The following is a 25968-nucleotide window of genomic DNA, read 5'->3' on the forward strand; positions in this document are numbered from 1 at the left end:
CGCAGGACAGCGACTTCCCGGACATCGAGTTCGGCGCCCCGCCCCGGCCGATCGGAGGAACCAGCGTGTCCGCTCGGCTGCGGGGAGCGGTCGGAGTGCTCCTGACCGCGGCGACAGCCGCCTGTTCGACGGCGCCGGCGACGCGGCCGCAGGTTCCGGTGCCGCCGCCGGGAGTGGAGGCGCGCGAGCTCTCGATCCCCTTCGACCGCTACAACCTCTCCCCGTCGGACATCGGCGTCCTTGAGGGCGCCGAAGAGCTCCTCGTCCGTGACTGCATGCGGCGGCGGGGCATGACGTGGCAGGTGCTGCCGCAGAGCGCGGCGGAGGACGTGGAGCCGGCCAACCGCCGCCGCTACGGTGTCGTCGAACCGGAGATGGCGCGTCTCTTCGGCTATCACACCCCGCCGGACCGCCCCACCGTGGCCCGGCGCGCCGCCGCGCGCGCCGGCCGCATGCGAAGCCTGTCGGCGAAGGAACGGCAGGCCGCGTACGGCGAGAAGGACGGCTGCCTGGGGCAGGCGCGGGCCCACCTGGAGCAGGGCACCCCGAAGGTCGACGGGGCGCTGTTCAACCGGCTCATCTCGGAGACCTTCGAGCGGTCCCAGCGGGATCCGGAGGTCGTCCAGGTCTTCCAGGCCTGGAGCACCTGCATGCGGGAGCAGGGCCGGCAGTACGCCGATCCGCTCGCCGCCGTCTCCAGCCGGCGGTGGATGACGGACGGCCCCGCCTCCCCCGAGGAGATCCGCGCGGCGCAGGCGGACGTGCGGTGCAAGGTGAGGACCGGCCTCGTCTCCGTCTGGTCCGCCGTGGAGAGACGCATCCAGGACGCTGCGATCAGCGCCCACCCCGCCGAGTTCCGGGCGCTGCAGGCGGCCAAGGACCAGCAGCTCGCGGCCGCCCGCGCCGTCCTCGCCCGCGGCTGACACCCTGACGTACGGATCGGTGGCACGGCCGACGAGGGCCGCCCTGGGGGCCCAGAAGGAGCGCGCGGAGAACAGCCGGCCGCGCAAAATCGCAGGCGATGGCCCGTCCGGCGTTCCACAACGTCTTCGCGGGCGGTGGGAAAGTGGTCGCCGGGCGGTCGACGCGACCCGGCTGCGGCAATGAGACGGCCCATGCCAAAGCGGGTCGTGTTGAGGTCGCTTGACGCCGTGATCATGCCGGGTTTACGCTCACTCGCACGTCGGTGTCATGCGTTCTGACGGGCAGTGAAGAAGTGTTTACCCAGCGGCACACGCGGATGTTTGTGCGGCTTGACCGCACGGGACAAAGTAACCAGGGAAGTCCACTTGTCGTGCCATTTACCTGCCTGCGTTGAGCAAGCCGGCGGCTCTTCATGAGCCGCCCCGTCGTCGCCATCACCGGTGGAGCCGGATTTCTCGGATCACATTTATGTGAACGATTTCTCGCCGAGGGCTACCACGTCATCTGCTTGGACAATTTCCTGACCGGTTCGGTGGGCAACATCGAACACCTCATGGCTGATGACCGCTTCCGGCTGGTCAGGACCGACGTGTCGGAGCACCTCGTCGTCCCCGGCGCGGTGGACGCCGTGCTGCACTTCGCCTCGCCGGCCTCGCCGGTGGATTACCTCAGGCTGCCGATCGACACGCTCCGGGTCGGCTCCAACGGCACGTTCAACGCGCTCGAGCTGGCTCAGGACAAAGGTGCGCGGTTCGTTCTCGCCTCGACCTCCGAGACCTACGGCGATCCGCTGGTCCATCCGCAGCCGGAAAGCTACTGGGGCAACGTGAACGCGGTCGGCCCCCGCGGGGTGTACGACGAGGCGAAACGCTTCGCCGAGGCCATGACCACGGCCTACCGCCGGGCCCGAGGCGTCGATGCCGCGATTCTGCGGATCTTCAACACCTTCGGCCCCAGAATGCGGCCGTTCGATGGGCGGGCGATTCCCACGTTCATCAGGCAGGCGCTGCTCGGCGAGCCGATCACGGTGTCCGGCGACGGCCGCCAGACCAGATCCGTCTGCTACGTGGACGACATGGTCGAAGGCATCGTCCGGTTGTTCAACTCGGATCTGGACGGTCCGGTCAACATCGGCAACCCGCATGAGCTGTCCATGCTCGCGCTCGCCGAGTGGATCAAGATGCTGACCGGTTCGGCGTCGGAGATCACGTTCGTACCCCGGCCGCAGGACGACCCGTCGGTGCGGCGTCCGGACATAACGCTCGCCCGGAGCCGGCTGGGCTGGGAGCCGCGAGTTCCCGTCGAGGAGGGGTTGCGGCGGACCATCGCCTGGTTCCAGGAGCATCAGCACCTGTGGGGCCGGATGAAGGCAGTCGGCTGTGACGCGGTCCCGCAGCTCGGGGTCGACGCGGCGCGATGATCATTTCACACAGGGGACGGAACGATGGAGTTCGCACAGGCGCTCGCCGGTCATCTGACGGCGATCGAGACACGCGACCTTGACGGGTTCCTGGCGACCGTCCATCCGGACGCGTCGGTGATCCTGCCGAACGGCACCCTGCTCGACGGCAAGGAGGCCATCGCCGAGTTCCACGCCGCCTGGTTCGCTGACTCCGACTGGTCGATCAGGACCGAGACCGTCAGGTCCGAGACCGTGGGTGACGCGTCGTTCGCCGTGCTGTCGGTGGTCTACGACGACCTCGATCCCGAGGGCACGCCGTACCGGAAGAAGTACTTCCTGACGTTGTACTTCACCCGCTTCGACGAGCGCTGGCTGCTCGTTCACGACCAGAACACCTTCGTCTGAGATGCCGTACGGCATCCCGCTTCTGATGGAGGGAGCCTTGTGAGCCGGTTACGATCCACGATCAACCTGGCGCCGGTCGCCTATCACCTGGCCGCCGTCCGGCGGCGCGAGCGTCTGAGCCACGAGGAGCAGCGCGACATCCAGTCCCGGCTGCTCCGCGCCCTGGTCCGGCACGCCCACCAGAACGTCCCCCACTACCGGCGCGTCCTCGACGCCTCGCTGGTCGACGGTCTGCGGAGCGCCGCGGACCTGGCCGCGTTCCCCGTGCTCAGGCGCGAGGACCTGCGTCACACGCCGCCGGGCGAACTGCTGGCGGCCGGCTTCACGCCGGAGAACACCCGGGCGGGCACCACCAGCGGCTCCTCCGGCATCCCCATCACCATCCGCAACTCGGAGCGGGACCTCGGCTACCTGCGTGCCACCTATCTCCAGGACATGCTCGCCGCCGGAGTGCGCCTGACCGACCGCGTCGCCTACTTCCGGGTCCGCCCGTTCCTGCGGCATCCCCTGGAACGCTTCGGGCTGCTGCGCAACTCCCACGTCCCGACCGACCGGACGCTGGACGAGCAGGTGGCGGCCTTCCTGGCGGCCCGGCCCACGTTCCTGATCGGCTTCCCCAACGTCATCGGCAGCGTCGTCGAGGAGCTGCGGCGGCGCGGCATCGCGTACGACGGCGTGCGGACGGTGCTGTTCGGCGGCGAGCGGCTGACCCCGACCGCGCAGGCGCAGATCCTCGACTACCTGGGGGCGACCCACCAGGAGGTGTACGCCTCGGTCGAGGTCTTCACCATCGCCCGCACCTGCCCGGAGGGGCGGTTGCACCTGCGGTCGGCGGACCTGGTCGTGGAGGTGGAGCACGCGGACGGGACCGTCTCCGTCGAGGACGGGGAGGGCGAGATCCTCGTCACCCGGCTGGTCGGCGAGGCCATGCCGCTGATCCGGTACCGGCTGGGCGACCGGGTGCGGATCACCCCGAACGACTGCCCGTGCGGCGTGGCCCACACCCCGATCGTGCGGGAGGTGGTCGGCCGTAGCGAGGACCGGCTCGTGGACGCCGACGGCCGGCGCTTCTACGGCGACTTCATCACCTTCGCGGTTCAGGACTTCCCCGAGGTGAGCCGGTTGCAGGTGGTCCAGACCCGGCCCGGGGCGATCGAGATCCGGACCGTGCTGGCCCCCGGTGCCCGCGCCGACGTGACGGCCGACATCGCGGCCGCGGTCCGGCGCGTCGTGCCCGACCAGGCGGTCACCGTACGGCGGACGCCGTACATCGCCCCGGAGTCCAACGGCAAGATCAAGATTGTCAAGGTGCTCGACTCCGCCGCTGAAGGCGTGACAGAGAAGGGTCGTGCGGCAGATGTCTGACTCCCCGCCGAACGTCCGGCCCGGCGTCACCGCGATGGTCCCGTGCTACAACGAGATCGCCTGCATCGAGCGGGCCTACCGGGAGATCCGGGCCGAGCTGCTGCGGTACGACGACGTCGAGCTGCTCTTCGTCGACGACGGGAGCACCGACGGCACCCTGGACGCCATCAAACGGTTCGCGGCCGAGGACCCCGTGGTGAAGTACATCTCCTTCTCCCGCAACTTCGGGCTCGAGGCGGCGTTCTCGGCGGGCTTCACGTACGCCTCCAAGCCGTGGACCGTCCAGTTCGACGCCGATCTGCAGTCCCCTCCGAAGGAGATGCACCGCCTGCTCGGGAAGGCGCTCGAAGGGTACGACGTGGTCTTCGCGGTACGCGAGAACCGGCAGGATCCCTGGTACCGGCGGTTCGGCACCTGGGCTCACCAGACGATCGCCCGCAAGTGGCTCGGCATCGAGCTGCCGCCCGGTGCGTCCGTGTTCCGGGTCGTCCGGACCAGCGTCGCGCGCAAGGTGGTGGACAGTCGCCTGTCCACGCCGTACTTCGTGGCCATGGCTCCGCTGCTCGGCGCCCGCTACACCACGCTTCCCGCGGAGCATCACCCGCGCCTGGCGGGGCGGGGCAAGTGGAACCTGCGCAAGCTCTTCGCGCACGCCGTCGAGCTCTTCGTCGGGTTCTCGTACCGGCCGTTGACCTGGCTGATGGGTCTCTCCCTCGTGGGGCTCGTGGGCGGGGCGACGGTCCTGTCCCTGGCGTTGACGGGTCACCTCCGTCACTTCGACCTCGCCGAGGCCAGCCTGGTCGTCGCGATGGTCGCGCTAGCCATGCTCGCGCTGATCGCCCGCTATCTCGTGCGGATGATGCGGGTGCAGGCGATCAGCATGCCTCGCTACCAGATCCGCGAGGCCAACATCTCCATCCGGGCGGACGAGGCCCTCTACGGCTACGAGACGCCCTTCGCCGTCGCCGACATCTGGGAGAACGCCAGTTGAGAAACCTCATCGTGCTCGGTGGTGGCGAGGACCAGATCCCCGCCTATCGGGAGGGGCGCAGGCTCGGCTACCGGGTGATCGGCGTGGACCAGCGCCCGGACGCGCTCGGCGCCGCGGAGGCCGACCAGTTCCTCTGCATGACCAGCAGGGACCCGGAAGGCATCGCTCGCGCGCTGGGTCCGATCGACGTCGCGGCCGTCATCTCCCCGGCCAGCGACGCGGCCCAGGAGGCGGTCGCGGAGCTGAGCCGGATCTACCGGACGGCTCATCAGCCCGCGCCCGACGCGCTGCGCTGCTCGGTGGACAAGGGGTTCTTCAGGGACGTCATCGACCGGCTCGGGCTGCCCGCGTACCGGCACGTCCAGCACGACGACCTGGAGACGCTCGTCGAGGCGTCCGCCGGCGTGGGCTATCCCCTCATCGTCAAGCCCGTCGACTCCTCGGGCAGCAAGGGGATCACCGTGCTCGACGGCCCCGGCGGGCTGGTGGAGGCGATCGAGCACGCCAAGAAGCACTCCTTCAGCGGGCACGTGATCATCGAGGAGCTGGTGGCCGGCCGGCACTGCGCGGTGGAGTCGTTCTTCGCCGACGGCCGGTTGGCCTTCATGGCGGTGACCGACCGCACCATCACCGGGCCGCCGGCGATGATCAGTCTTTCCCATGTGGTCCCCGCCGACCTCGACGAGTCCGTTCACGCCCGGCTCGGGCAGGCCGTGACGGCGATCTGCGCCGAGATCGGTCACACGCGCGGCCCCGTCAACTTCGACTTCGTGCTGACGCCCGGCGGTGATCTCTGTTTCATCGAGATGGGCGCCCGGCTCGGCGGCAACGGCATGCCGCTGATGGTCAGGCACGCGTTCGGGCTGAACACCGTCGAGGCGGCCATCCGGCTCGCCCTGGGCGAGCCCCTGGACATCACCGTCTCGCGACGCAGGATCGCCGTCCTGCGCATCCTGACCGCCGAGGCCGACGGCGTGCTCACCGCGATCGAGGGGCTGGACGCGCTGAAGCGGATGCCCGAGGTCGTGGACGTGCAGGTGTTCAAGGAGGTGGGCGACCATGTCCGCGCCTACACGCAGGCGGGCCACAAGCTCGGCTACCTGGTCATGGTCGCGGACACCCGCGGGCGGCTCGAATCCGCTCTCGACGAGGCCCTGCGGACGCTCCGTTTCGTGATCGAGACCGACTCGAAAGGTTCTGAATGATTCCCCGAAAGCCTCTGGGCTTCCTGATCTTCGCCGCGCTCGCCGTGGCGGCGGCGGCCTTCGTCTGGTTCGGGCTGCCGCACGACCGGGAGGTGAAGTCGCTGGGCATCTTCCTGGTGAAGCTGCTGCCCTTCGTCTTCGCCGCCGAGGCCCTCGCACGGCTCGACGTGGAGTGGGCCAGGCGGATCCGGCTGGTGGTGTGGCTGGTCCCGCTCACGTTCCTGGTGTACTTCCTGTATTTCGTGCCCAAGATCTTCTACTTCGGCGGCGTGGTCAACGGGAGCAGGGAGGCCTACTACGGCCTCTACTACCACGTCCTGACGGTCACGCCGCTGATCATCGTCTCCCTGGCGCTGGCCTACCGGCTCGGCGGTGGCACGCCGGCGACCGTGCGCAGGCTCGCGTACGGCATGCTGCTGCTGATGCTGTCGGGCCTGGAGGACCTGGCCTTCCTCACGGTCAACGAGCACACGGACCCGAAGTGGGCGAGCATCCCCGAGGTGTGGGACTGGGCCTCACACATGACCGTGTTCCTCGGGCACCCGCCCACCAAGTACGAGGCGTACGCGTTCATCGTGGTCCACGTGCTGCTGGCGCTGGCGGTGTTCTTCAGCCCGCAACGCTGGTGGGACGGCCTGCGCGCGCGCTCCATGGCGCTCTTCGGCAGGCCCGCGGACGTCGGGCCGGAGCGCGCGTAGGCGATGCTGATCCGCGAAGCGTGCTACGTCCCGCTCACCATCGCCCGGCAGTACGGCGGTTCCGCGCGGCTGCGCCGGCATCAGCTCCGCGGAGTCAACCGGCTGCTGGAGCTGGCCCGTACGCGGGTGCCGTACTACCGGGACGATCCCCGGTACGCGCGCGGCCCCCTGCGCACCCTCGCCGAGCTGGCGGAGCTGCCCGTGGTGGACAAGCAGGTGCTGCGCGAGCAACCGCTGGAGCGCATGCTGGCCGACGACGTGGACCCGGAGCGCTGCCTGTCCTTCCAGACCAGCGGCAGCACCGGCCGCCGGGTCCGCATCCTGCACGACCAGGACAGCCACGACTACCACATGGCCGCCTGCGTGCGGCGGTTCCTGGCCACCGGCCGCTACCTGCCCACCGACCGGCTCAGTCACATCCGCCCGTTCGCGCCCCCCGCCCGGATGTTCGAGAGGTTCAAGCTGTTCCGCCGGCACGTGATCCTCTCGCATCGCCCGATGCGTGAGATCAAGGCCGAGCTCCTCGCCAACCGCCCCAAGGTTCTCATCGGCTATCCCGTTCACCTGCGGGCCCTGCTCCGCGAGCTCACCCCCGAGGAGCTGGCCCAGCTGAGGCGGACGCTCAGAATCGTCATGACCGAATCGGAGCTGCTCCTCCCGGAACACCGGACGATGTTCGAGGAGCGCTTCGGCGCCCCGGTCTTCGACGAGTACTCGGCCTTCGAGGTGCTCAATATCGCCTACGACTGCCGATACGGCCGTGCCCACCTGGGCGAGGACCGCGTCTACTGCGAGATCGTCGACGACCGGGGCCGGCCACTTCCCGACGGGGAGCCAGGGCATGTGGTGGTCACCGCCTTCATGGAGCGCGCCATGCCCCTTCTGCGGTACAGCCTCGGGGACATCGGCCTGATCGAACCCGGCCGGTGCCGCTGCGGCCGGAGCTTCCGCACGCTCAGGCTCACCGCCGGGCGCAGCAACGACTACGTCACGCTCCCGTCGGGAGAACGCCTCTACCCCGATGCCTTCCTGCATCTGGCCGCCGTCCACCCGGGCATCAGCGAGTGCTTCGTCCATCAGGACGCGGACGGGCTGGTGCGCCTGCACATCGTCCCCAGCGGCGGCGACGGCCACGAGGTGTTCGAGACGGTACGGGCGAAGCTCTTCGGCCTGGCCGGAGGGCACTTCCCGCTGGAGGTGGTGGCCGCCGACTCCGTCCGGATCAGCCCGGGCGGCAAAGGAAGATTCGTCACCTCCGACTACGCCGCGCCGACCGCATGAGGAACGCCGACCGCATGAGGAACAAGGAGTCTGTGTCATGACGTACACGTCACTGGTGACCGGCGGCGCCGGTTTCATCGGCTCACACGTCGCCGCCGCCCTGCTGCGAGCCGGTCATCGCGTCGTGGTGCTGGACGACCTCTCGGGAGGCGACGCGGCGAACGTGCCCGAGGGCGCCCACTTCCGGCACGGCAGCGTCTGCGATGCCGGGGCGGTGGACGCCCTCTTCGCCGAGTGGCGTTTCGACTACGTGTTCCATCTGGCCGCCTACGCCGCCGAAGGACTCAGCCACTTCATCAAGCGCTACAACTACACCAACAACGTGATCGGCAGCGTCAACCTCATCAACGCGTCGGTCAACGCGCAGACGGTGCGGTGCTTCGTGTTCACCTCCTCCATCGCCGTGTACGGTCACGCCGAGCCCCCCATGACCGAGGACATGCCGGCCGCCCCCGTGGACCCCTACGGGATCGCCAAGTACGCGGTCGAGCAGGAGCTGAAGGTCACGCACGAGATGTTCGGCCTGCCCTATGTGATCTTCCGCCCGCACAACGTGTACGGCGAGCGGCAGAACATCGGCGATCGCTACCGCAATGTCATCGGCATCTTCATGAACCAGATCCTGCGCGGCGAGCCGTGCACCATCTTCGGCGACGGCGAGCAGACCCGGGCCTTCAGCCACATCGACGACGTGGCCATTCCGATCGCCCGCTCGATCGAGAACCCGGAGGCGTACGGGGAGACGTTCAACATCGGCGGCGACACGCCCTATTCGGTGAACGAGCTGGCCGCCGCCGTGGCGACGGCCATGGACGCGCCCCTGCGAGTCCAGCACCTGCCGGCCCGGCACGAAGTGGTCCACGCCTATTCCTCCCATCAGAAGGCGCGGGACGTGCTCGGAGTGGGGTCCGGGTCCGTGCCGCTCGCCGACGGGCTGGCCCAGATGGCCGCCTGGGCGAAGAAGCACGGGCCGCAGGAGCCGTCGGTGTTCTCGGGGATCGAGGTCAGCCGGAACATGCCGCCGTCATGGCAGGCGCTCGTCGTACCGTCCTGATCCCCGGTCAGCGGGCCTCGACGATCGGCACGCCGTGCCGCGGGCAGGAGGCGACCGTCAGCGCGCCCGCGCCGGCCGGGATGACGTCAAGCAGCACGGGCCGCGCGCGGCGCAGCGCCGTGACCGCCACCGTCCCCCCGGCCGGGCGGGCGTGGAAGCGGCGCCAGAGCAGGTGGGTCCTTCCGCAGCCGGGAACGGTCGCGGCGAAGTAGCCGAGGTACGGGTCGTAGGCGATTCCCCGCTCCCGTACGGCCCGCGCGGCGGTCATGCGCTCCACGGTGACCACCCGAACGCCGTCGAGCTCCGGCAGGATCGCCTCGAATGCCGCCCGCTCACCCACGAGGACCGCCTGCCCCGCGTCCGTCGCGAGCGCGAGCGCCGCCTGGTTCAGCTCCCGGCGGCGCCGGTCGTCCACGACCTTCGCGTCCGGTCCGAGCACCACCCCGTATCGCGGACCGGTCCACCCGAGAGCGCGCCGGTCCAGCACGGCGGCGCGCACCTCCAGCACGGGCGCCCGCCGCGGCACGGCGACCAGGGCGAGCGCCTCCCGCAGGTCCCGTCCGTCGCCGATCCACGGCGGCGGCTCGCGGGAGGGGTCGTACGGTCGCGCGAACGGGCACAGCCGGTGGAGCCGCCCCGTCAGCGCGGCGGACGGGGTGGGCTCGGGCTCGTCCAGGGCCCGGCCCGCGGCGACCCATTGGTCGCGGTAGAACGGCACCCGCAGGAACGCCGTCTCGACCACCCGGCGGTAGGCCCGCTCCCACCGTGCCGCCGAGAACTCAGCCCGCATCGCCCCTGGCTCCGACCATGCCACCTCTTGAGTGCGCGTGCACGACGACTGATGCGCTCTTCAGGTGTGAGACGCGCAGTGATGATCACAGCAGACGCGATCAGCCGCTATCTTGATCACCGGTTGGAATGTATCCATGTTGTGATAGTTGTGCCATGAAAGCGACCACGTGCGACTGGAACTCCTCGACCCCCGCCACGACCCGGAGCCCCCCGGTTGGGAGGAGCTGCGCCGCGCCGCGGACCAGTACGTGACGTGGCGTTACGACCTGCTGCGGGCCTACGCGTGGGCGGCGCAGGCGCCGGTGCTCCTCGCCGTGCTCAGCGAAGGAGGCGTCGCGGTCGGCGCCGTGTCGGCGTCCCTGCGCGGCGTCCGCCCGCGCCGCGGCTCGTACGCGTCCGGCCGCGACGTCGCGGGCGTCGTGGACGTGCACGCGCCCGGCAACCGCTCCCTGAAGGGCTGGTGGTTCGCCGGCGCCCTGGAGCCGGAGCGCCGCCGCGAGCTCCTGCGCGCCTACGTGCGCGGCGTCCGGCGGGCGCTGGGCCCCGGCTGGCGCGGCGTCCTGTGGCGCGAGGTGTCGCCCGGCGAGGACGCCCAGCTGCCCGGCGTGATCAAGGTCCGGCTGCCGACTGAGCCCCTGGCCCGGCTGGCCACCCCGTCCAGCCTCGACGAGTGGTACGCCCGGCTGCACGGGACCCGCGGGCCCTCGCTCAGAAGCTGGGCGCGGCGCCTCGCCACCGATGCGAGCCTGTCGATCCGCGTCGGCCCGGCTCGCGACCTGGTGACGGGAGCGGAGGCCTCCGCCCTGCGCGCGCAGAACGACCTCAAGTACCGCACCAGGCTCTTCCCGCTCGCGCCGCTGCCGCAGCCGTACTTCGACGGACTGGTCGGCGACGACGAGGTCGTGGCGGTCGCCTACCGCGACGGCGGGCGGCTGGTCGGGCTCTCCCTGACACTGGATCACCGCACCTGGCCCATCTGCCTGAGCTGGGGCGCGCTGGCACCGGAAGAGGGCGGGCGCAAGCACCTGTACTTCGACTTCTACCTCCGGACGGTCGAGTGGGCCATCGGAACCGGCAAGGCCGGGCTGATCCTCGGCAAGGGGAAGGCGGACATCAAGCGCTCCCTCGGCGCGGACCTGGCTCCCTCATCGGCGCTCGCCGTACCCATCTGACCTGTGGACGCCCCCATGACCTGCGTGCAGTGCGGCCACCCGCACCCCGTCCCGATCACCGGACGCCCGTTCCGGAACCGCTACTTCTGCCGGTCCTGCGGTGCCGTCTTCTCCAGGGCCGTCTTCTCCAGGACCGTCTTCTCCAGGACCGTCCTCGGAGACGCGGCCGGCGATCGGGAACGGCTCGCGCCGGTCGGCGAGGACCCCCTGTCCGCGTTCATGCCCGGACGCATGGTCCGCTGGGTGCGCGAGCGCGATCCCGCCACCGTCGCGCCGGACCGGGCGACGCTCGCCCGCTGGTACAAGGACTTCGACGCCCTCGTCGCCACAGCCAGGAGCTCTCCGGAGGCGCGCGCCACCGTCGAACGGGTCAGCGAGATCCCCCTCGACCGGCTGCCCGCCAGGATCCCCGCGTTCTCCCAGGTGTGCGGCGCGTTACGCGCCACCTGTTACGACGCCCCGCTCGCCGCCGCCAAGCTCGGCGGCGCGGACCTCGTCCTCGAACGGGTGAGCCACCTGCGGCACTGGCTCGCCACGGCGGGCCGGTCCACCACCTGGCTGGAAGCGCGCCTCGCCCCGCCCCCGGCCCGTGCGGAGGTCGAAACCCTCCTCACGTCACGGGACTGGCAGACCGCGGAACAGGCCAAGACCCTGTTCCGCGCGCTGTTCGGGGTGGACAAGGGGCCATCCGTGCAAGGTGTCCGCGATCGGTTCGGCGACGAACGCATCCGCCAGGCGCTGCTCGCCTATCTGGAGACCGGCGCCCGCCCGCTGCGCGAGGCCGTGGCGGCCGATCTGGACGCGATATGACCAGCCGGTCCACCGCGCCGCGGCACACCGCATCGGCCCGCGCCTCCTCACGCTGCTGACCGGTGTGCGGGCCGGGTCATCCGGAGGACGAGGCCAGGCCGGCCTCGTAGGCGAGGATGACGAGCTGGACCCGGTCCCGGGCGGCCAGTTTGGACAGCAGGCGCGTCACGTACGCCTTGACGGTCGCGACGCTGATGACCAGCTCGGCAGCGATCTCGGTGTTGGACAGGCCGCGCGCGACCAGGGTCAGCACCTCGCGCTCCCGGTCGGTGATGCCCGCCAAGGAGCGCGGCGCCGGGCTGGACTCGGGCCGGTCGGCGAACGCCTCGATCAGGCGGCGGGTCACGCTGGGCGCGATCAGCGCGTCCCCCGCGGCGACGACGCGGACGGCCGCGAGGATGTCGTCCAGTGCCATGTCCTTGACCAGGAAGCCGGACGAGCCGGCGCGCAGCGCGCCGTAGACGTAGTCGTCGTCGTCGAAGGTGGTCAGCACGACGACCCGCGCCCCGCTGGTGCCCGCCGTGATCAGCCGGGTGGCCTGGATGCCGTCCATGCCCGGCATGCGGATGTCCATCAGCACCACCTCGGGGCGCAGGTCCTCGGCCAGCCGGACCGCCTCAGCGCCGGTCCCGGCCTCTCCGGCGACGTCGAGGTCGGGGGCCTCGGCGATGACCATGCGCAGGGCGGCGCGGATCAGCGGCTGATCGTCGGCCAGGACGACGCGGACGGTCATCGCGCTCCTGCCGGGATCGGAAGGCGGGCCGCCACCCGGAACCCGCCTTCTGGACGCGGCCCGGCGGAGAGCTCCCCGTTCAGCATGTCGACCCGCTCGCGCATCCCGGCCAGCCCGTAGCCGCCCCCACCCAGGCCGCCCCCTCCCAGGCCGTCCCCTCCCAGGCCGTCCCCTCCCAGATGGCCCCTTGCCGCGTGGCCTTCTCGTGCCCAGCCCACTCCCACCCGGTTCTGCTCCGTGCGGCCATCTGCTGCCTGGTCCTGTTCCGTGCGGCCTTGTCCTGTGCGGCCTTGTCCTGTGCGGCCTTGTCCTGTGCGGTCTTCTTCTGTGCGGTCTTCTTCCGTGCGGTCTTTCGTGCGGTTCTCTTCTGTCCAGCTCTTCCCCTCGGGGCGCCCTCTCTCGCGGTCCTGGCGCCGGCCGGAGTCGAGGACCTCGATCGACAGCTCGGCTGGTCGGTACTCGACGGACACCCGGCACGAGTGGACGCCCGCGTGGCGGACCACGTTGGTGACCGCCTCCTGGACGATGCGGTAGGCGGAGACGTCGAGGTCGGCGGGCAAGGATCGCCGTTCGCCCAGCCAGTGCACCTCGACGCGGACTCCGGCGTCCGTCGTCGTCGCGGCCAGCCGTTCGAGATCCGCCAGACCCGGCATCGGCCGGTTCGCCGTCTGGACCGCGGCGTGAGAGGCGTGTGGCGCCGTCCGAGGTGTGGCATGCGGGGTGTCCGGTCCTGGCTCGGCCCAGGCGCGCGGATCGTTCACTGTCGGCTGGGCCGGAGTGCGCGGCCTCGGCTGGGCCGGGGTGTGCGGTCCGTGTGCTGTCGCCCGGGCCGGGGGGCGGGGTGTCGGCTGGTCGTCGGAGGGCCGGGTGTGGGGGGATGGCTGTGGTGGGTCGTCCGGCTGGGGGCGGCGGAGGGTGCCGACCATGCGGCGCAGCCCCGCCAGCGTCTCCCGGCCGACATTCTCGATCTCGCCCAGCGCCTGCCGCGCCCGCTCCGGCTGCGTGTCGATGACCCGTCGCGCCGCCCCCGCCTGGAGGGCGATGACGCCGATGCTGTGCGCGACGATGTCGTGCAGCTCACGGGAGATGCGCAGCCGCTCGTCGGTGACCGCGCGGGCCGCCGCCTGGGCGGTCAGTGCCGCGGCGTGCTCGCGGGCCTGGTGCGTCGAGCGGCCGATCAGCCAGGCGATGACGGCCGTCATGGCCACGGCCAGCTCCGCCGAGGTGCCGACGGCCCAGCCGAACAGCAGCCGGGTGCCCAGGTAGCCGGCCAGCAGGGCGAGGGCTGCCGCGAGGGCGGCGGCTCCGGTGCGGCGTGGCCGGGTGGCGGCGATGACGTACAGCGCCACGTCCACCGCGAGGTACTGGGCCAACGGGATCTCGCCCACGCCCAGCGGGACGCAGGCGAGGACAGGCGCGGCCAGCAGCAACGTCAAAGCCATCAGCGGGCGGCGGCCCAGCAGGCCGCCGCCGCACAGCGCCAGGGCGGTGGCGACCGCCAGGAACGTCAGACCGTCCCACCGGTAGATCAGGCTGCCGGGTCTCACGGCGGGTAACCACTCACCGGGCAGCCGGACTCGTGCGAGGAATGTGAACACCATGCCCGCGCACCAGGCCAGGGCCGTCCACATCCCCGGAGGCACCCGCTTGAGCAGCGGCGGCGTCGTGACCCGCATGCGCAGATCGTAACGGCGAACCCGGGGGCCGGTCATCGGACCAGGGTCGTACGACCTGGGTCTAACGGCGCGGGTGCGAATGCCACCGGTGGTCCGATGTGGCGCGGACGCCCCCTGCGACACCGTCGGTCACGTGACCCACGTCGACGTCCCCCGCCTGCGCCGGGCCCTGCTCGCCGCCCTCGTCGCCGCCTCGGTGGCGGTGCCCGTCTCGGGAGCGGCACGCCCGGGAGCCGTTCCCGCGCCCGCCCCCGCCCTCCTGCCCGCTCTGCGGGCCGCCGCCCCCGAGGCCCTGGCCGGTCGATACGCGGCCGCCCGGAGCGGCATCCTGGCGGCCGAGCGGGCGGCCGACCGGCACGGCGACCGGTGGCGGGCCGCGATGCTGCGCGCCATGGCGGACCCCGCGCGGCGGTTCCTGTCGTTCGACGGCCGCGACGGCGGCCGCGCCGCCGAGGTCTTCGGCGACCTGCCGTCGGCCGGGCGGATCGCCGTGGTCGTCCCCGGCTCCGACACGAACCTCGACAGGTACGGGCTCCTGCGCGGCGGCTCCCTGCGGCTGCTCGGGGAGCTCGGCGACAGGTCGGCCGTCATCGCCTGGCTCGGCTACCGGACGCCCGCGACCTTGAGCCTTTCGGCGTTGACCCCCGGCCTCGCCGAGCGGGGCGCCCGTGACCTGCGCGCGTTCGTGCGGGAGCTGCGCGCGGCCCGGCCCGGCGCGCGGATCTCCCTGCTGTGCCACTCGTACGGCGGCGCGGTCTGCGGCCTGGCCGCGCCCGGCCTGGACGTCTCCGCGATCGTGCTGGTGGGAAGTCCGGGCGTGACCGTGGACCACGCCGCCGAGTTGCGTACCCGGGCGACGGTCTGGGCCGGGCGCGGCGCCGGCGACTGGATCGCCCGCGTGCCGCACGTCCGGATCGGCCTGCCCTCCGGCGCCCTCGGGCTCGGCGCCGACCCGGTCTCCCCGGGGTTCGGCGCCCAGGTCTTCCCGGCGGGCGGCGGCGGGCACAGCGACTACCTGAGAGCCGGCTCCCTGCCACTGCGGAACATCGCCCGCATCGTCTCGGGCCTGCCCCCGGTCCGGGCGGTGGCCGGTGCGTGACCTGGTTCGGCGTGTCGCCGCGCGGACACCCTCGGGACGCGACCGCGGCATCGACGGCTTGCGGGCCCTGGCCATCCTGGGCGTGGTGCTCGGTCACTGGCTGGTGACGGCCGCGGTGGTCGACAGCGGCACCGTGCGTGTCACCAGCCCGCTGCGGCACATGCCGTGGCTCGCCCCGGCCTCCTGGATCTTCCAGACCATGGCGGTCTTCTTCCTCGTGGGCGGGTGGACGGCCGCGGGGAGCCACGCGGCCGCCCGCGCCCGCGGCCGCTCGTACGGGGAGTGGCTCGGTGGCCGTATGGCGCGCCTGTTCAGGCCGGTCGTCACCGTGGTGGTGGTCTGGGGCGTGGTGGCGGTCGCGATGCTCGCCGCCGGGGCCGACGCCGGGACGGTACGGGCGCTGGCCAAGCTGGTGTGGTCACCGCTGTGGTTCCTGCTGGTCTTCGCCGGGCTGACGGCGGCCACCCCGCTGGCGGTCAGGCTGCGTCCGGGATGGCCGCTGGCGGTCGTCGCCCTCGCCGACCTCGGCCGGTTCGCCCTGGGCGGGCCCGCCTGGATCGGCTGGGTCAACGTGGCCGCCGGGTGGCTGGTGCCGTACTGCCTGGGCGCGTCGTGGGCGCGCGGCGGCAGGGAGTCGACGGGGGGCCGGCCGGCCGGATGGGGGTTGCTGGCCGGCGGTGCCGCCGTCACCGCCGCGCTCGTCCTGTGGGCCGGCTACCCGGCATCCATGGTCGGAGTGCCCGGCGCCCCCGTCTCCAACCAGTCCCCGCTCACCCTCGCGGCCGTGACCTTCGGGCTCGCCCAGTGCGGGGCGGCCCTGCTGCTGCTCGGGCCGTTGCGGCGGGCGCTGCGCCGCCCCGCCGTCTGGGCGGTCGTGGCGCTCGCCAACCTCTCCGCGATGACCGTCTTCCTCTGGCACCAGACCGCCATGATCGCGGTCACTGGGCTCGGCACGCTCGCGGGCAGGCCTCTGACGGGCCTGCACACCGTGCCCCTCGGCGCCGACTGGCTGCTCGCCCGGCTGGCCTGGCTGCCGGTGTTCGGGCTGGTCCTCCTGGCGTGCCTGGCGGCGTTCCGGTCGGCCGAAGGCCGGCTGAGCGATGGCAGGTCAGGCGAAGGCCGGGTGGGCGACGGCGGGTCAGCCGAAGACCGTGTCGCGGGCCAGGTCGAGGGCGGTCAGGACGGCGCCCTGGAGCACCGCGTTGCCCGCCACGGTGCAGGTCGCGGGGAAGAAGGGACGCGGGAAGGGTCGCGGGGCCCGGGGCAGGACCGGGCCCCGCGGGTCAGCGGCCGGAGATGAGATCCGCGACGCGGGCGTAAGCCGACGTCGTGGTGCCCCGGTCGTTCTCGTGGCGGTCGGCGGTGCGGTACAGCGCGTAGATGAGCTGCACGCCCGTCCACCGCAGGGGCTCCGGCTCCCACTGGCGCACCTGACGGCCCACCCACGGCAGCGCGGTCAGCTCCGTGTCGCGCCGCAGCACCAGGTCCCGCAGCGTACGGCCGGCCAGGTTGGTCGTGGTCACGCCGCTGCCGACGTAGCCGCCCGCCCAGCCCAGGCCCGTGGCGTGGTCGAGGTGGACGGTCGAGCACCAGTCACGCGGCACGCCGAGCACCCCGCACCACGAGTGCTGCACCCGGGCGTCGGCCGCCGCCGGGAACAGCTTGACCAGCATCCGCCACAGCAGCGCCACCGTGGACGACTGGGTGGCGCCGCGGTCGTCGGTGCGCGAGCCGTACCGGTAGGGCACGCCGCGCCCGCCGATGGCGATGCGGTCGTCGGCCGTGCGCTGGGCGTAGATGTAGGCGTGGGCCTGGTCGCCCAGCAGCTCGCTGCCCGACCAGCCGATGTGCTTCCACACCTCGGCCGGCAGCGGCTCGGTGACGATCATGGAGCTGTTCATCGGCAGCCACTGCCGGTGCTGTCCGGCGAGGCTGGCGGTGAAGCCCTCGGTGGCGCGGATGACGTAGTCGGCCTGGACCGTGCCCCGGGTGGTGACCGCCGCGGGCCTGCCGCTCCCGCGGCGGGGCACGATCGCGGTGACGGTCGTGTCCTCGAACACGTCCACGCCCAGCTCCGCGACGACGCGGGCCAGGCCGACGGCGAGCTTGGCGGGCTGGATGCGGGCGCAGTGCGGCGAGTACATGGCCTCCAGCGTCCCGGCCACCTGGAGCCGCTCACGCTGCTCGTCCCGGTCGAGCAGCCGGACGTCGTCCTCGCCGTACCCCCAGGCACGCAGGTCGGCGGTCTCCGCGCGCAGCCGCCGGCGCTGCGCCGGGTTGGTCGCGACGTGCATGACGCCGCCCTTGTGGACGTCGGCGTCGATCCCCTCGGCGCGGGTCACGTCGATGACCTCGTCCACCGTCCGGAACATCTCGCGCTGCAGGTCGATCATCGCCTGCCGGCCGCGCGCCTTGGCGTGCCGCTTGCGCGACCCGGCGAACTCGGCCGACAGCCAGCCGCCGTTGCGCCCCGAGGCGCCGAACCCGGCGAACTCCTTCTCCAGGACCGCCACGCGCAGCCCGGGATCGGCCTTCTTCAGGTAGTACGCGGTCCACAGGCCGGTGTAGCCGCCGCCGACGATCGCCACGTCGTAGTCGCGGGACCCGGGCAGCGGCGCCCGCCGCGCGGGCGCGCCGATCTGCCGGAACCAGAAGGAGACGCCGCCGTTGGCGAAGTCGGCGGTCAGCGGAACGCCGGGCTTCACGGGGCGCTCACGGCGCCGGCGCGCCGCCCCTCGGTCCGGGACGGGCGGGTGGAACAGCGGGTCACTCTGGTCTCCTGGTCGGGTCGGTCATGTCGGTGGGGTCGCATCGGTTCCCGCTTTCCTCTTCGGCCGCGGCCGAGCGGCGAGGCGCCGGTCGGCAGCGGGCCGGAGCGGCGCCGGCGCCGGTCGGCGCGTGTCCTCTCCGGTGGTGCAGGTTCATGTCCCCATGGTGGCGGACGGGGTGGCGGACGGGGTGGCGGACGGTTCACAGTGGTCAGACGGACGGGGTGAGAGAGCTCACGGTGGTCAGGTGGCCGGGGTGGGAGGGCTCACCACCCACAGGACCTCGGCGGTGAGCTCGCCGTCGTTGGCCACGCGGTGCGGGACCGACGTGCGGTACTCCACGCTGTCGCCGGGGCCGAGGACGTGCCGGGCGGCCTCGTCCGGCGGACCGAGCCAGAGCGTGACCTCGCCGCGGATCACGAGCAGGATCTCCTGGGAGTCCCCGTGCGTGTACGGCTCCGCCCCGGTGGAGGCGCCCGGGTCGAACTCCCCGGCGTACATCTCCAGGTTGCGCAGCGGACGCTGGGAGATCAGGTACTTGCGCGCGCCCGGCCCGGCCGGCAGCTCCGGGCGCCCGGATCGGGGCACGACCCGGTGCCCCACCTCGTCGTCCTCGCTGAACAGGTCGGCGACGGTGACGCCGAGGGCCAGCGCGATCCGCCGCAGCATGCCGACGCTCGCGCCGGCCTGGCCGCGTTCGAGCTGGCTGATGAAGCTGGGGCTGGCGCCCGCCTCGCCGGCCAGCCCGCGCACGGTCATCTGACGCATGGCGCGGTACGCGCGGACCCGGGCGCCCAGGCGCTCGGTCTCCGACTCGCTCATCGAACCCCTCGGCCGGCCGTACTGAACAAGTTGTTAAGTGGCAACGAAAGGACCGTACAGAGGCCGGAGAAAGCCCAGCAAGAGGCCACGGCATAACGAGTCCGCAACACGACCCCCGGCCGTGGAGCGGTGGAGGCGTCTGCCGTGGCCCGAACGGGGTAGGGGCCGCGCCATGGCTCGAATCGCATCGGAATCCCTGGTCGAACGGCTCGCCGAGTGGGGTGTCGACACCGTCTTCGGCATGCCGGGCGACGGCATCAACGGCATCATGGAGGGCCTGCGCCGTCACAGTGAGAAGGTGCGCTTCGTCCTTGTCCGCCACGAGGAGGCGGCGGCCTTCATGGCCGCCGGCTACGCCAAGGCCACCGGGCGGATCGGCGTGTGCCTGGCCACCTCCGGCCCCGGCGGCATCCACCTGCTCAACGGCCTGTACGACGCCAAGCTCGACCACGCGCCCGTGCTCGCCATCACCGGCATGCAGGAGACCGCCGTGCTCGGCACCGGCTACCAGCAGGAGGTCCACCTGGACCGCGTCTTCGAGGACGTCACCGAGTACAACATGATGGTCACCAACCCGGAGCAGCTCCCGGCCCTGGTGGACATCGCGGTCCGCAGCGCCTACGCCCGGCGCGGCGTCGCCCACCTCACGATCCCCAACGACGTCCAGGTGGCCGAGGCGGGGGAGGGGCCGTTCGAGCACGTCGGGCCGGTGCGCGCGCCGCAGTCCACCGCGCGGTACCTGCGCCCGCCGGGCGTCCCCCGCCAGGAGGACCTCGCCGCGGCGGCCGAGCTGCTCAACAACGCCGAACGGCCCGCCCTGCTCGTCGGCGCCGGAGCCCTGCACGCGCGCGAGGAGGTGCTGGCGGTCGCCGAGCTGCTCGGCGCCCCGGTGGTCAAGACGCTCCCCGGGAAAGCGGTCGTCCCGGACGACTCGCCGTACACGACCGGCGGCATCGGCCTGCTCGGCACCCGCCCGAGCGAGGAGCTCATGGACGACGCCGACGCGCTGCTCATGGTCGGCACCAACTACCCGTACACCAAGTACCTGCCCCGGCCGGAGAAGGTGCGGGTGGTGCAGATCGAGGCCGACCCCGTCCGCGCCGGCGCGCGCATGCCCACCGACGTGCCCATGGTCGGCGACGCCCGCGACGGGCTGAGGGCGCTGCTGCCCCTGCTGGACCCGCGGGAGGACCTCTCCCACCTGCGTGCGTACCAGAAGAAGATGGCATCCTGGCGCTCCGACATGGAGGCGCTGGAGAGCGCCGGCCGTGACCCGATCGCCCCGCAGTACGTGGTGTCCGTGCTGGACGACCTGGCCGCCGACGACGCGATCATGACCTGTGACAGCGGCACGGTCGCCACCTGGGCCGCCCGTCACTGGACGATCCGCGGCGGGCGGGAGTTCTACCTGTCGGGCAACCTCGCCTCGATGGCGCCCGGCCTGCCGTACGCGATCGCCATGCAGCACGCCTTCCCGGGCCGCCAGGTGATCGCGTACGTGGGCGACGGCGGCTTCGCCATGCTCATGGCCGAGTTCCTGACGGCCGCCCGCCACGGACTGCCGGTCAAGGTCGTGATCAACAACAACAACTCGCTCGGCCAGATCCTGTGGGAGCAGATGGTGCTGGGGTACCCCGAGCACGGGGTGCGCTTCCCCGAGCCCGAGGCCGACTTCTCCGCCTGGGCCGTCTCCTGCGGCGGGTTCGGCGCCAAGGTGACGAAGCCGGAGGACGTCCGGCCCGCGATCGGCGCGGCCCTGGAGTACGACGGGCCCGCGCTGGTCGACGTGGCCGTGAACCCGAACGAGCCGCCCATGCCCGGCAAGGTCACCTACGAGCAGGCCAAGAAGTTCGCCCAGGCGTTCCTCAAGGGCCAGCCGCACCGGGCGGCCATCGCCACCACCTTGTTCAAGGACCGCTTCGAGAAGTTCGGCGACTGATCATAAAAGGCGGTTAAATCCATACCTCTCGGGTCACTTGTGGCAATACTGGGACCATGGTGAACGAAGGGGCGACGGATGCACGATGACCTGCAGGCCACCATCGAGAGCCTGGTCGAGGAGTACGACCGGCAGGTCCGCGAGGTCCACGAGGTCCACGCCCGCCTCGGCGAGGTCACCGCGACGGTCTCCGACGGCAACGTGACCATCACGGCGGGGCCGCAGGGCCGGATCGACGAGATCGTCTTCCATCCCCGCGTGTACGGCCGGCTGTCGCCCACGGAGCTGGCGCGGGCCGTCCAGGAGCAGATCGCCAAGGCGCAGGCCGAGGTGGACGAGCGGTCACACGAGATCATGGCCCCGCTCATGCCCGAAGGGCTCGACGCCGGCGAACTGTCCGGCGGCTTGCTCGACCTCGGCGCGCTGCTGCCCGACCCGCCCGCGGCCGGCCGCAGTGGGGAAGGCCGCCATGGGGTGGGGCGCCGTGGGGACGGCCAGGGCGAGGGCCGTGGCGGAGAGGGCCGCCGGTGAGCGCGTGGGCCGACGGGTTCGACGTCGCCTGGGCGCGCATGCGCCAGGCCGGCTCCTGCTGGAGCACCTCCGCGGAACAGCTGCGTGAGGCGCGCGGGCTCGTGGAGGGCGTGCTCGCCGCCGCTCCGTGGGGTGAGGACCAGTACGGTCAGCAGTTCGCCGCCGTCTTCGTCGCCCGGCTGCAGGACGTCGCCGGAGGCTGCGAGCAGGGCGCCCGGAGCATCGACGACCTCCAGGAGCAGGTCGACACGTCCGCCCGTAACTACCAGCGGGTCGACCAGCCGTACCTGCGGGTCTGAGGCGTGGATCTGCGCTCCCTGCTCGGCCCCGTCTACCCGGTCGTCGAGCCGTATCTGGGCTGGGTCGTCGGCATGGACTACCCGGCGACCGACATGCGGCACTGCGTGAGCCAGGCCCGCATGCTGCGCACGGCGGCCCACCGGTGCCGCGCGGCGGGCGCCGAGGGGGACGAGGTGCTCCAGCTCGTGCTCCGGTACGCCAAGGGACCGGCGGCCGACCTGCTCGGCGCGCACTGGAAGCGGTACACCACCGAGGACCCCGCCTTCCTGGAGACCCTGGCCTCCTTGTGCGAGGACGCCGCCGACCGGCTGGAGAACTACGGCCTCGACAGCGACTACACGCAGAAGTACATCGCGCTGTGCCTCGTCCTGCTCGCCTTCGTGCTGCTGCGCAGCCGGGCGTTCGCGCCGGTCACGGGCGGCCGGTCCCTGCTGGCCACGGGCCCCGCCTGCCGCCTGGCCCGTCTGAACGTCCGGATCGTGGCCAAGATGCTGCTGCTGAGCATCGCCTTCATGAGCGGCCTGGACGCCGGGGTGCAGATCTGGCAGTTCGCCGAGGGCAAGCGGCACTCCTGGGACGGCGACAAGTCCGTCGCGGCGCTGGAGGGCGGGCTGCTCACCGGGCTCGCGTTCGTGGCGCTGGGCGCGGCGGTCGTCCGGCTGGGCGGCCCGCGGCTGCTCGGCGCCGGTGTGCTCAAGGCCGACATGACCGGCCGTGAGCGGGTCGCCGCCTGGCTCACCCACACCATGGGCGGGGTCGCGACGCAGAGCGCCCTGGCCTCGGCCCTCGGCTCGGTGCCCATGCTCATGGAGTCGGGGCAGCTCACCGCGGAGAGCCTGGCCAAGGCGCTGGTCTCGGGGTTCGTCGGGGGCGTCGACGGCCGGGCGGGCCGCGCCGACCACGCCCCGCTCAAGAGCGGCGCCGGCTTCGACCTGCCGCACCTTGGGGAGGTGCCACGGCTGGGCGACACGGCGTTCACCGACAAGGGGCTGACCGGCAAGGGGCTGACCGGCAAGGAACTGACCGGCAAGGGGCTGACCGGCGGCGATCTGGACGGCAGGAGCCTCGTCGACGCGGGGCCGGACGGGACGACGCTCGCCGGGGCGGAGCACGCGCCGAAGCCGGAGCAGCACGCGGGCGCCGCCTCCCGCCCGGAGGCACCCGCGCCGGGCGGGGAACGCGCGCTCGTGGGCGCCGGCGCGGCCCACCACTTCGGCGCCGCCGAGCGCCCCGGCCCGGCCGACCCCTCCGGCGGCGTGCCCCGTGACGGCGTGTCCGGCGGTACGCACGAGGGGCCGCGTGACGCCGTCGCCGGTGGTACGCGCGAGGGGCCGCGTGACGCCGTCGCCGGCGGCGGCCATGAGGGCGGGCGCGTGGTGCCGGAGCTCACGGACGCACACCGGCGGATCGTCCGCGAGTCCAGGGTCGAGGTGGACGCCGGCGTCTGGTACCGAGAGCCCGGCAGCCACGCCCTGCCCACCGCCGACATGCGGCTGCTGCGCCGCACCGAGGGCGTCGTGGACGTGGGCGTCCAGGCCGACCGGGACGGCTTCCTCCTGGGAGACCGGCGCCTGTCGGGCCGCGACCTCGGCACGATGCTCGCCCACGACCCCGTCGTGATGGCGAACCCGGACGCCAAGATCCGCCTCATCGCGTGCGACGTCGGCCAGAACCGCGTCGTGCTCCAGGAGATCGCCGACATCACCGGCCGGGAGGTCGTCGCCGCCGACAAGTACGTCTACGTCGGCGCCGACCGGGCTGCCCGCACCGGCGGCGTCCCGCAGTACCTGCCCGACGGCCGTCCCGTCTTCCGCGAGGACGGTCAGTGGCACCACGTCCAGCCGGAGCGGCCGCACGAGCAGCCGGCCGTCCCCATGGACGTGTCCCGGCCGGCGCGCGACCTGCCGCACGGGCCGATCGACGAGGCGGCGCTCAAGGCGCGGCTGGAGCGGGAGCGGCCCATCGTGAGCTACCTCGACGCCGGCCAGCACGGCGTCGTGCAGACCGCCCGCTTCCCCTCCGACGGCCTCGTCCTCATCCGCAAGCTCCACACCTACGGCCAGGTGACCCTGATCAAGGACCTGCTGGCCTCCCTCGTCGGCCGCGCCATCGGCGCTCCCGTGCCGCACATCGTCCGCGACCCGTTCAACCGAGAGGCCGTCTACATGCAGGTCGTGGACGGCACACCCGTCGAGAAGATGTCCGCGAGGGAGCTCGAACGCTACCTGAACGGTGAGCCGGGCAGCCGGCTCGGCCTGCTCGACGCGCTGGTGTCCAACACCGACCGCCGGCGCCTCAACTGGCACGGCCACGGCGGCGAGAACCTGACGGGACTCGACCTCAGCCGAACCTTCTCGTTCGCCGAGGAGAGGGTCGAATTCGCGCAGAACGACTTCTCCCACCACTACATGGATGTCGAGGGCGGGTGGATCGACAACGCGCGCACCCGAGCCGAGATGGAGGCCATCACCGACGAGATCGTGGCACTGCGGCCCGAGTTCGAGCGGACACGCCGTCTCCACTGGTACGAGAGCATGCTGGACAACCTCTACCAGGTGAGCTGGCACGCCATGGGCGACGCCGCGGGCCAGGCCGTGCCCGCGGCTCACCACTTCGGCTACAGCGACGCCCCCGCGGCCTTCGACGGGATCCACGACCAGGCCCAGGCGATCTTCCAGACCCGGTGGCGGCCGGCGGACGTCGTGCCACTCCTGTTCGACTCCGGGGGGAGCCGCCGGGCGTTCGGCGTCGAGCTGGAGTACAGCCTGCCCGGCGTGCCGCCGGAACGGCACGCCGCCGTCAACGAGCAGATCGCCCGCGCCCTGCACGAAGCGGGCCTCACCCACGACCCCCGGGTCCTCGGCCACCACGTCGGCCACGAGCGCGGCTACGGCGAGGACGCCTCCGGCTGGTGGGTGGAGACCGAGCGCACCGCCACGGTCGCGGGCGAGGTGGTCTCCCCGATCATGCGCGACACGCCCGACACCTGGCGCAGCCTCGCCCGGGTCGTGGAGATCATCAGGGCGCACGGGGGCGAGGTGGGGCCGGGAGTGGGCGGGCACGTCCACGTCGGCACGCCCGACTACCGCACCGTGGTCAACTACCTCAAGCTGCTCGACGTGGTCCGGGGCAACCAGGACGTCCTGTTCAGGCTCGCGCAGAACCCGCTCGCCGCGGACGGCCTGCACCGGGGGTACCGGTTCTGCGTGCCCAACGTGCTCAGGCCGGGCCTCAGGCCGTACTATTTCGGGGCGCTCGCCGAGGCCAACGGGGACACGGCGGCCGTCAGCATGACCACGGTGAGCGGGCGCGTCGACGACCACGTCCAGTTCCGGCTGTTCGACGGCACGCTGGAGCCAGGCGTCATCCAGGCGCAGGTGCGGCTCACCCTCGCCATGGCGGACGGCGCGCCGTCCGGGCTCGGGGAGGGGCTCTCTCCCGAGCTGGCCGGCCACCACCGGGAGCACGGCGACGACTCGACGTCGTTCCGCCGCCTGCTGGACGAGCTGCCGCTGCGCGAGATCGACAAGGAGCAGCTCATCAGCCTGTACGCCATCACTAACTGGCAGCCGTCCGTCCTCGACCGCTACTCCGGGAGACAGAGATGATCAGGGTCGCCCGCGTGTTCGACGGGGTGCGTGACGGCGTGCCCTTCTTCGGGGCCGGTCATCCCCGCGTGGAGGCCACGGAGGAGCGGGAGCGGCTGGCCCGCTACCTGGAGGCCGGCGCGGCCTTCCTGGCCACCACCGGACTGGACGTGGACCGTGTCGAGCCGGAGCGCGGTCAGGTGGTGCCGGTGAGCTTCCGCACCGACGGCGTCTACGTCTGGACCGACACGGTCACCTACTACCTGCGCGCGCACGGCCTGCGGCCGGACCCCGGGCTGTGCGCGCACATCGCCGCCGCCGGGTACGCATGCCCGCCGGTCGGTCCGGACGTGGCCGCGCGCGTCCTCGCCGAGTTCCAGCGTTACTCCCAGGAGAACTGAGCCCCGGAAAGGC

Annotated in this window: 23 protein-coding genes; 18 read left to right on the forward strand and 5 right to left on the reverse strand. The window is 72.2% G+C overall.

Annotation, left to right across the window (positions count from 1 at the left end; translation table 11 throughout):
• Window positions 1-65 precede the first annotated feature (65 nt).
• The 9 genes from AB0H64_RS23685 (at window position 66) to AB0H64_RS23725 (ending at window position 9325) form a co-directional block, all read left to right on the forward strand.
• Complete coding sequence (locus tag AB0H64_RS23685; RefSeq protein WP_357628139.1) at window positions 66-923, forward strand: hypothetical protein; 858 nt, start codon at window positions 66-68, stop codon at window positions 921-923.
• A 413-nt stretch (window positions 924-1336) separates the two neighbouring features.
• Complete coding sequence (locus AB0H64_RS23690; protein WP_357628142.1) at window positions 1337-2344, forward strand: UDP-glucuronic acid decarboxylase family protein; 1008 nt, start codon at window positions 1337-1339, stop codon at window positions 2342-2344.
• A 24-nt stretch (window positions 2345-2368) separates the two neighbouring features.
• A complete protein-coding gene (locus tag AB0H64_RS23695) occupies window positions 2369-2731 on the forward strand; it encodes a nuclear transport factor 2 family protein (protein WP_357628145.1) in 363 nt (120 codons plus the stop codon).
• A 39-nt stretch (window positions 2732-2770) separates the two neighbouring features.
• A complete protein-coding gene (locus AB0H64_RS23700; protein WP_357628148.1) occupies window positions 2771-4096 on the forward strand; it encodes a hypothetical protein in 1326 nt (441 codons plus the stop codon).
• Window positions 4089-5087, forward strand: a complete 999-nt coding sequence (locus tag AB0H64_RS23705; RefSeq protein ID WP_357628150.1) for a glycosyltransferase family 2 protein — start codon at window positions 4089-4091, stop codon at window positions 5085-5087. The genes AB0H64_RS23700 and AB0H64_RS23705 overlap by 8 nt, the downstream gene beginning before the upstream one ends.
• Entirely contained in the window at window positions 5084-6292 is a 1209-nt protein-coding gene (locus AB0H64_RS23710; RefSeq protein ID WP_357628153.1) for an ATP-grasp domain-containing protein, read from the forward strand. The genes AB0H64_RS23705 and AB0H64_RS23710 overlap by 4 nt, the downstream gene beginning before the upstream one ends.
• Window positions 6289-6990 carry a hypothetical protein gene (locus AB0H64_RS23715; protein ID WP_357628154.1) on the forward strand — a complete coding sequence of 234 codons (702 nt, stop codon included), beginning with the start codon at window positions 6289-6291 and terminating at the stop codon, window positions 6988-6990. The genes AB0H64_RS23710 and AB0H64_RS23715 overlap by 4 nt, the downstream gene beginning before the upstream one ends.
• A gap of 3 nt (window positions 6991-6993) precedes the next feature.
• The gene (locus AB0H64_RS23720) at window positions 6994-8271 is read left to right on the forward strand and encodes an AMP-binding protein (protein WP_357628157.1); all 1278 of its coding nucleotides are present in this window, start codon (window positions 6994-6996) and stop codon (window positions 8269-8271) included.
• 37 nt (window positions 8272-8308) lie between these two features.
• Window positions 8309-9325 (forward strand): NAD-dependent epimerase/dehydratase family protein, encoded by a 1017-nt coding sequence (locus AB0H64_RS23725; protein WP_357628160.1) that lies wholly within the window; start codon window positions 8309-8311, stop codon window positions 9323-9325.
• A gap of 7 nt (window positions 9326-9332) precedes the next feature.
• On the opposite strand, the gene AB0H64_RS23730 is transcribed toward AB0H64_RS23725, so the two are convergent.
• On the reverse strand, window positions 9333-10115 hold the full coding sequence (locus AB0H64_RS23730) for a hypothetical protein (protein WP_357628163.1): 783 nt from the start codon (window positions 10113-10115) through the stop codon (window positions 9333-9335).
• 169 nt (window positions 10116-10284) lie between these two features.
• Between AB0H64_RS23730 and AB0H64_RS23735 the strand changes: the two genes are divergently transcribed.
• Together AB0H64_RS23735 and AB0H64_RS23740 are read left to right on the forward strand one after the other, a co-directional pair.
• Complete coding sequence (locus tag AB0H64_RS23735; RefSeq protein WP_357628166.1) at window positions 10285-11289, forward strand: hypothetical protein; 1005 nt, start codon at window positions 10285-10287, stop codon at window positions 11287-11289.
• A gap of 15 nt (window positions 11290-11304) precedes the next feature.
• On the forward strand, window positions 11305-12099 hold the full coding sequence (locus AB0H64_RS23740) for a hypothetical protein (protein WP_357628169.1): 795 nt from the start codon (window positions 11305-11307) through the stop codon (window positions 12097-12099).
• Between the two features lie 76 nt (window positions 12100-12175).
• Here AB0H64_RS23740 and AB0H64_RS23745 read toward each other — a convergent pair whose 3' ends face one another.
• Entirely contained in the window at window positions 12176-12832 is a 657-nt protein-coding gene (locus AB0H64_RS23745) for a response regulator transcription factor (RefSeq protein ID WP_357628172.1), read from the reverse strand.
• Window positions 12829-14508 (reverse strand): histidine kinase, encoded by a 1680-nt coding sequence (locus AB0H64_RS23750; RefSeq protein WP_357628175.1) that lies wholly within the window; start codon window positions 14506-14508, stop codon window positions 12829-12831. The genes AB0H64_RS23745 and AB0H64_RS23750 overlap by 4 nt, the downstream gene beginning before the upstream one ends.
• A 133-nt stretch (window positions 14509-14641) precedes the next feature.
• Between AB0H64_RS23750 and AB0H64_RS23755 the strand changes: the two genes are divergently transcribed.
• Both AB0H64_RS23755 and AB0H64_RS23760 read left to right on the forward strand, forming a co-directional pair.
• Window positions 14642-15607, forward strand: a complete 966-nt coding sequence (locus tag AB0H64_RS23755; RefSeq protein WP_357628177.1) for an alpha/beta hydrolase — start codon at window positions 14642-14644, stop codon at window positions 15605-15607.
• Window positions 15600-16907 carry an acyltransferase gene (locus tag AB0H64_RS23760; protein WP_357628180.1) on the forward strand — a complete coding sequence of 436 codons (1308 nt, stop codon included), beginning with the start codon at window positions 15600-15602 and terminating at the stop codon, window positions 16905-16907. Before AB0H64_RS23755 ends, AB0H64_RS23760 begins: the two co-directional genes overlap by 8 nt.
• Here the strand turns inward: AB0H64_RS23760 and AB0H64_RS23765 are convergent.
• Together AB0H64_RS23765 and AB0H64_RS23770 are read right to left on the reverse strand one after the other, a co-directional pair.
• On the reverse strand, window positions 16891-18312 hold the full coding sequence (locus AB0H64_RS23765) for an FAD-binding oxidoreductase (RefSeq protein ID WP_357628183.1): 1422 nt from the start codon (window positions 18310-18312) through the stop codon (window positions 16891-16893). The two genes, AB0H64_RS23760 and AB0H64_RS23765, sit on opposite strands and share 17 nt — an antisense overlap.
• Window positions 18313-18618: 306 nt before the next feature.
• Window positions 18619-19197: a cupin domain-containing protein gene (locus AB0H64_RS23770; protein WP_357628186.1), complete on the reverse strand. Its 579-nt coding sequence runs from the start codon at window positions 19195-19197 to the stop codon at window positions 18619-18621.
• 172 nt (window positions 19198-19369) lie between these two features.
• Between AB0H64_RS23770 and AB0H64_RS23775 the strand changes: the two genes are divergently transcribed.
• The 5 genes from AB0H64_RS23775 to AB0H64_RS23795 all read left to right on the forward strand — a co-directional run bounded on the left by AB0H64_RS23775 (window position 19370) and on the right by AB0H64_RS23795 (window position 25955).
• Window positions 19370-21136, forward strand: coding sequence for a thiamine pyrophosphate-dependent enzyme (locus tag AB0H64_RS23775; protein WP_357628188.1), 1767 nt, complete (start codon window positions 19370-19372; stop codon window positions 21134-21136).
• 78 nt (window positions 21137-21214) lie between these two features.
• On the forward strand, window positions 21215-21667 hold the full coding sequence (locus AB0H64_RS23780) for a YbaB/EbfC family nucleoid-associated protein (protein WP_357628191.1): 453 nt from the start codon (window positions 21215-21217) through the stop codon (window positions 21665-21667).
• Window positions 21664-21966, forward strand: coding sequence for a hypothetical protein (locus tag AB0H64_RS23785; protein WP_357628194.1), 303 nt, complete (start codon window positions 21664-21666; stop codon window positions 21964-21966). The genes AB0H64_RS23780 and AB0H64_RS23785 overlap by 4 nt, the downstream gene beginning before the upstream one ends.
• 3 nt (window positions 21967-21969) lie before the next feature.
• Window positions 21970-25575, forward strand: a complete 3606-nt coding sequence (locus tag AB0H64_RS23790) for a hypothetical protein (protein ID WP_357628196.1) — start codon at window positions 21970-21972, stop codon at window positions 25573-25575.
• Complete coding sequence (locus AB0H64_RS23795; RefSeq protein WP_357628199.1) at window positions 25572-25955, forward strand: hypothetical protein; 384 nt, start codon at window positions 25572-25574, stop codon at window positions 25953-25955. The genes AB0H64_RS23790 and AB0H64_RS23795 overlap by 4 nt, the downstream gene beginning before the upstream one ends.
• The last annotated feature ends 13 nt before the right edge of the window (window positions 25956-25968 follow it).

This window comes from Nonomuraea sp. NPDC050733 (assembly GCF_040654215.1).
Taxonomy (GTDB): domain Bacteria; phylum Actinomycetota; class Actinomycetes; order Streptosporangiales; family Streptosporangiaceae; genus Nonomuraea.

Bases quoted from the DNA above. Each gene is read 5' to 3' on its own strand.
- AB0H64_RS23690 (WP_357628142.1), top strand. From the start codon at position 1,337: ATGAGCCGCCCCGTCGTCGCCATCACCGGTGGAGCCGGATTTCTCGGA.
- AB0H64_RS23695 (WP_357628145.1), top strand. From the start codon at position 2,369: ATGGAGTTCGCACAGGCGCTCGCCGGTCATCTGACGGCGATCGAGACA.
- AB0H64_RS23705 (WP_357628150.1), top strand. From the start codon at position 4,089: ATGTCTGACTCCCCGCCGAACGTCCGGCCCGGCGTCACCGCGATGGTC.
- AB0H64_RS23715 (WP_357628154.1), top strand. From the start codon at position 6,289: ATGATTCCCCGAAAGCCTCTGGGCTTCCTGATCTTCGCCGCGCTCGCC.
- AB0H64_RS23720 (WP_357628157.1), top strand. From the start codon at position 6,994: ATGCTGATCCGCGAAGCGTGCTACGTCCCGCTCACCATCGCCCGGCAG.
- AB0H64_RS23725 (WP_357628160.1), top strand. From the start codon at position 8,309: ATGACGTACACGTCACTGGTGACCGGCGGCGCCGGTTTCATCGGCTCA.
- AB0H64_RS23730 (WP_357628163.1), bottom strand. From the start codon at position 10,115: ATGCGGGCTGAGTTCTCGGCGGCACGGTGGGAGCGGGCCTACCGCCGG.
- AB0H64_RS23740 (WP_357628169.1), top strand. From the start codon at position 11,305: ATGACCTGCGTGCAGTGCGGCCACCCGCACCCCGTCCCGATCACCGGA.
- AB0H64_RS23745 (WP_357628172.1), bottom strand. From the start codon at position 12,832: ATGACCGTCCGCGTCGTCCTGGCCGACGATCAGCCGCTGATCCGCGCC.
- AB0H64_RS23750 (WP_357628175.1), bottom strand. From the start codon at position 14,508: ATGCGGGTCACGACGCCGCCGCTGCTCAAGCGGGTGCCTCCGGGGATG.
- AB0H64_RS23770 (WP_357628186.1), bottom strand. From the start codon at position 19,197: ATGAGCGAGTCGGAGACCGAGCGCCTGGGCGCCCGGGTCCGCGCGTAC.
- AB0H64_RS23775 (WP_357628188.1), top strand. From the start codon at position 19,370: ATGGCTCGAATCGCATCGGAATCCCTGGTCGAACGGCTCGCCGAGTGG.
- AB0H64_RS23780 (WP_357628191.1), top strand. From the start codon at position 21,215: ATGCACGATGACCTGCAGGCCACCATCGAGAGCCTGGTCGAGGAGTAC.
- AB0H64_RS23795 (WP_357628199.1), top strand. From the start codon at position 25,572: ATGATCAGGGTCGCCCGCGTGTTCGACGGGGTGCGTGACGGCGTGCCC.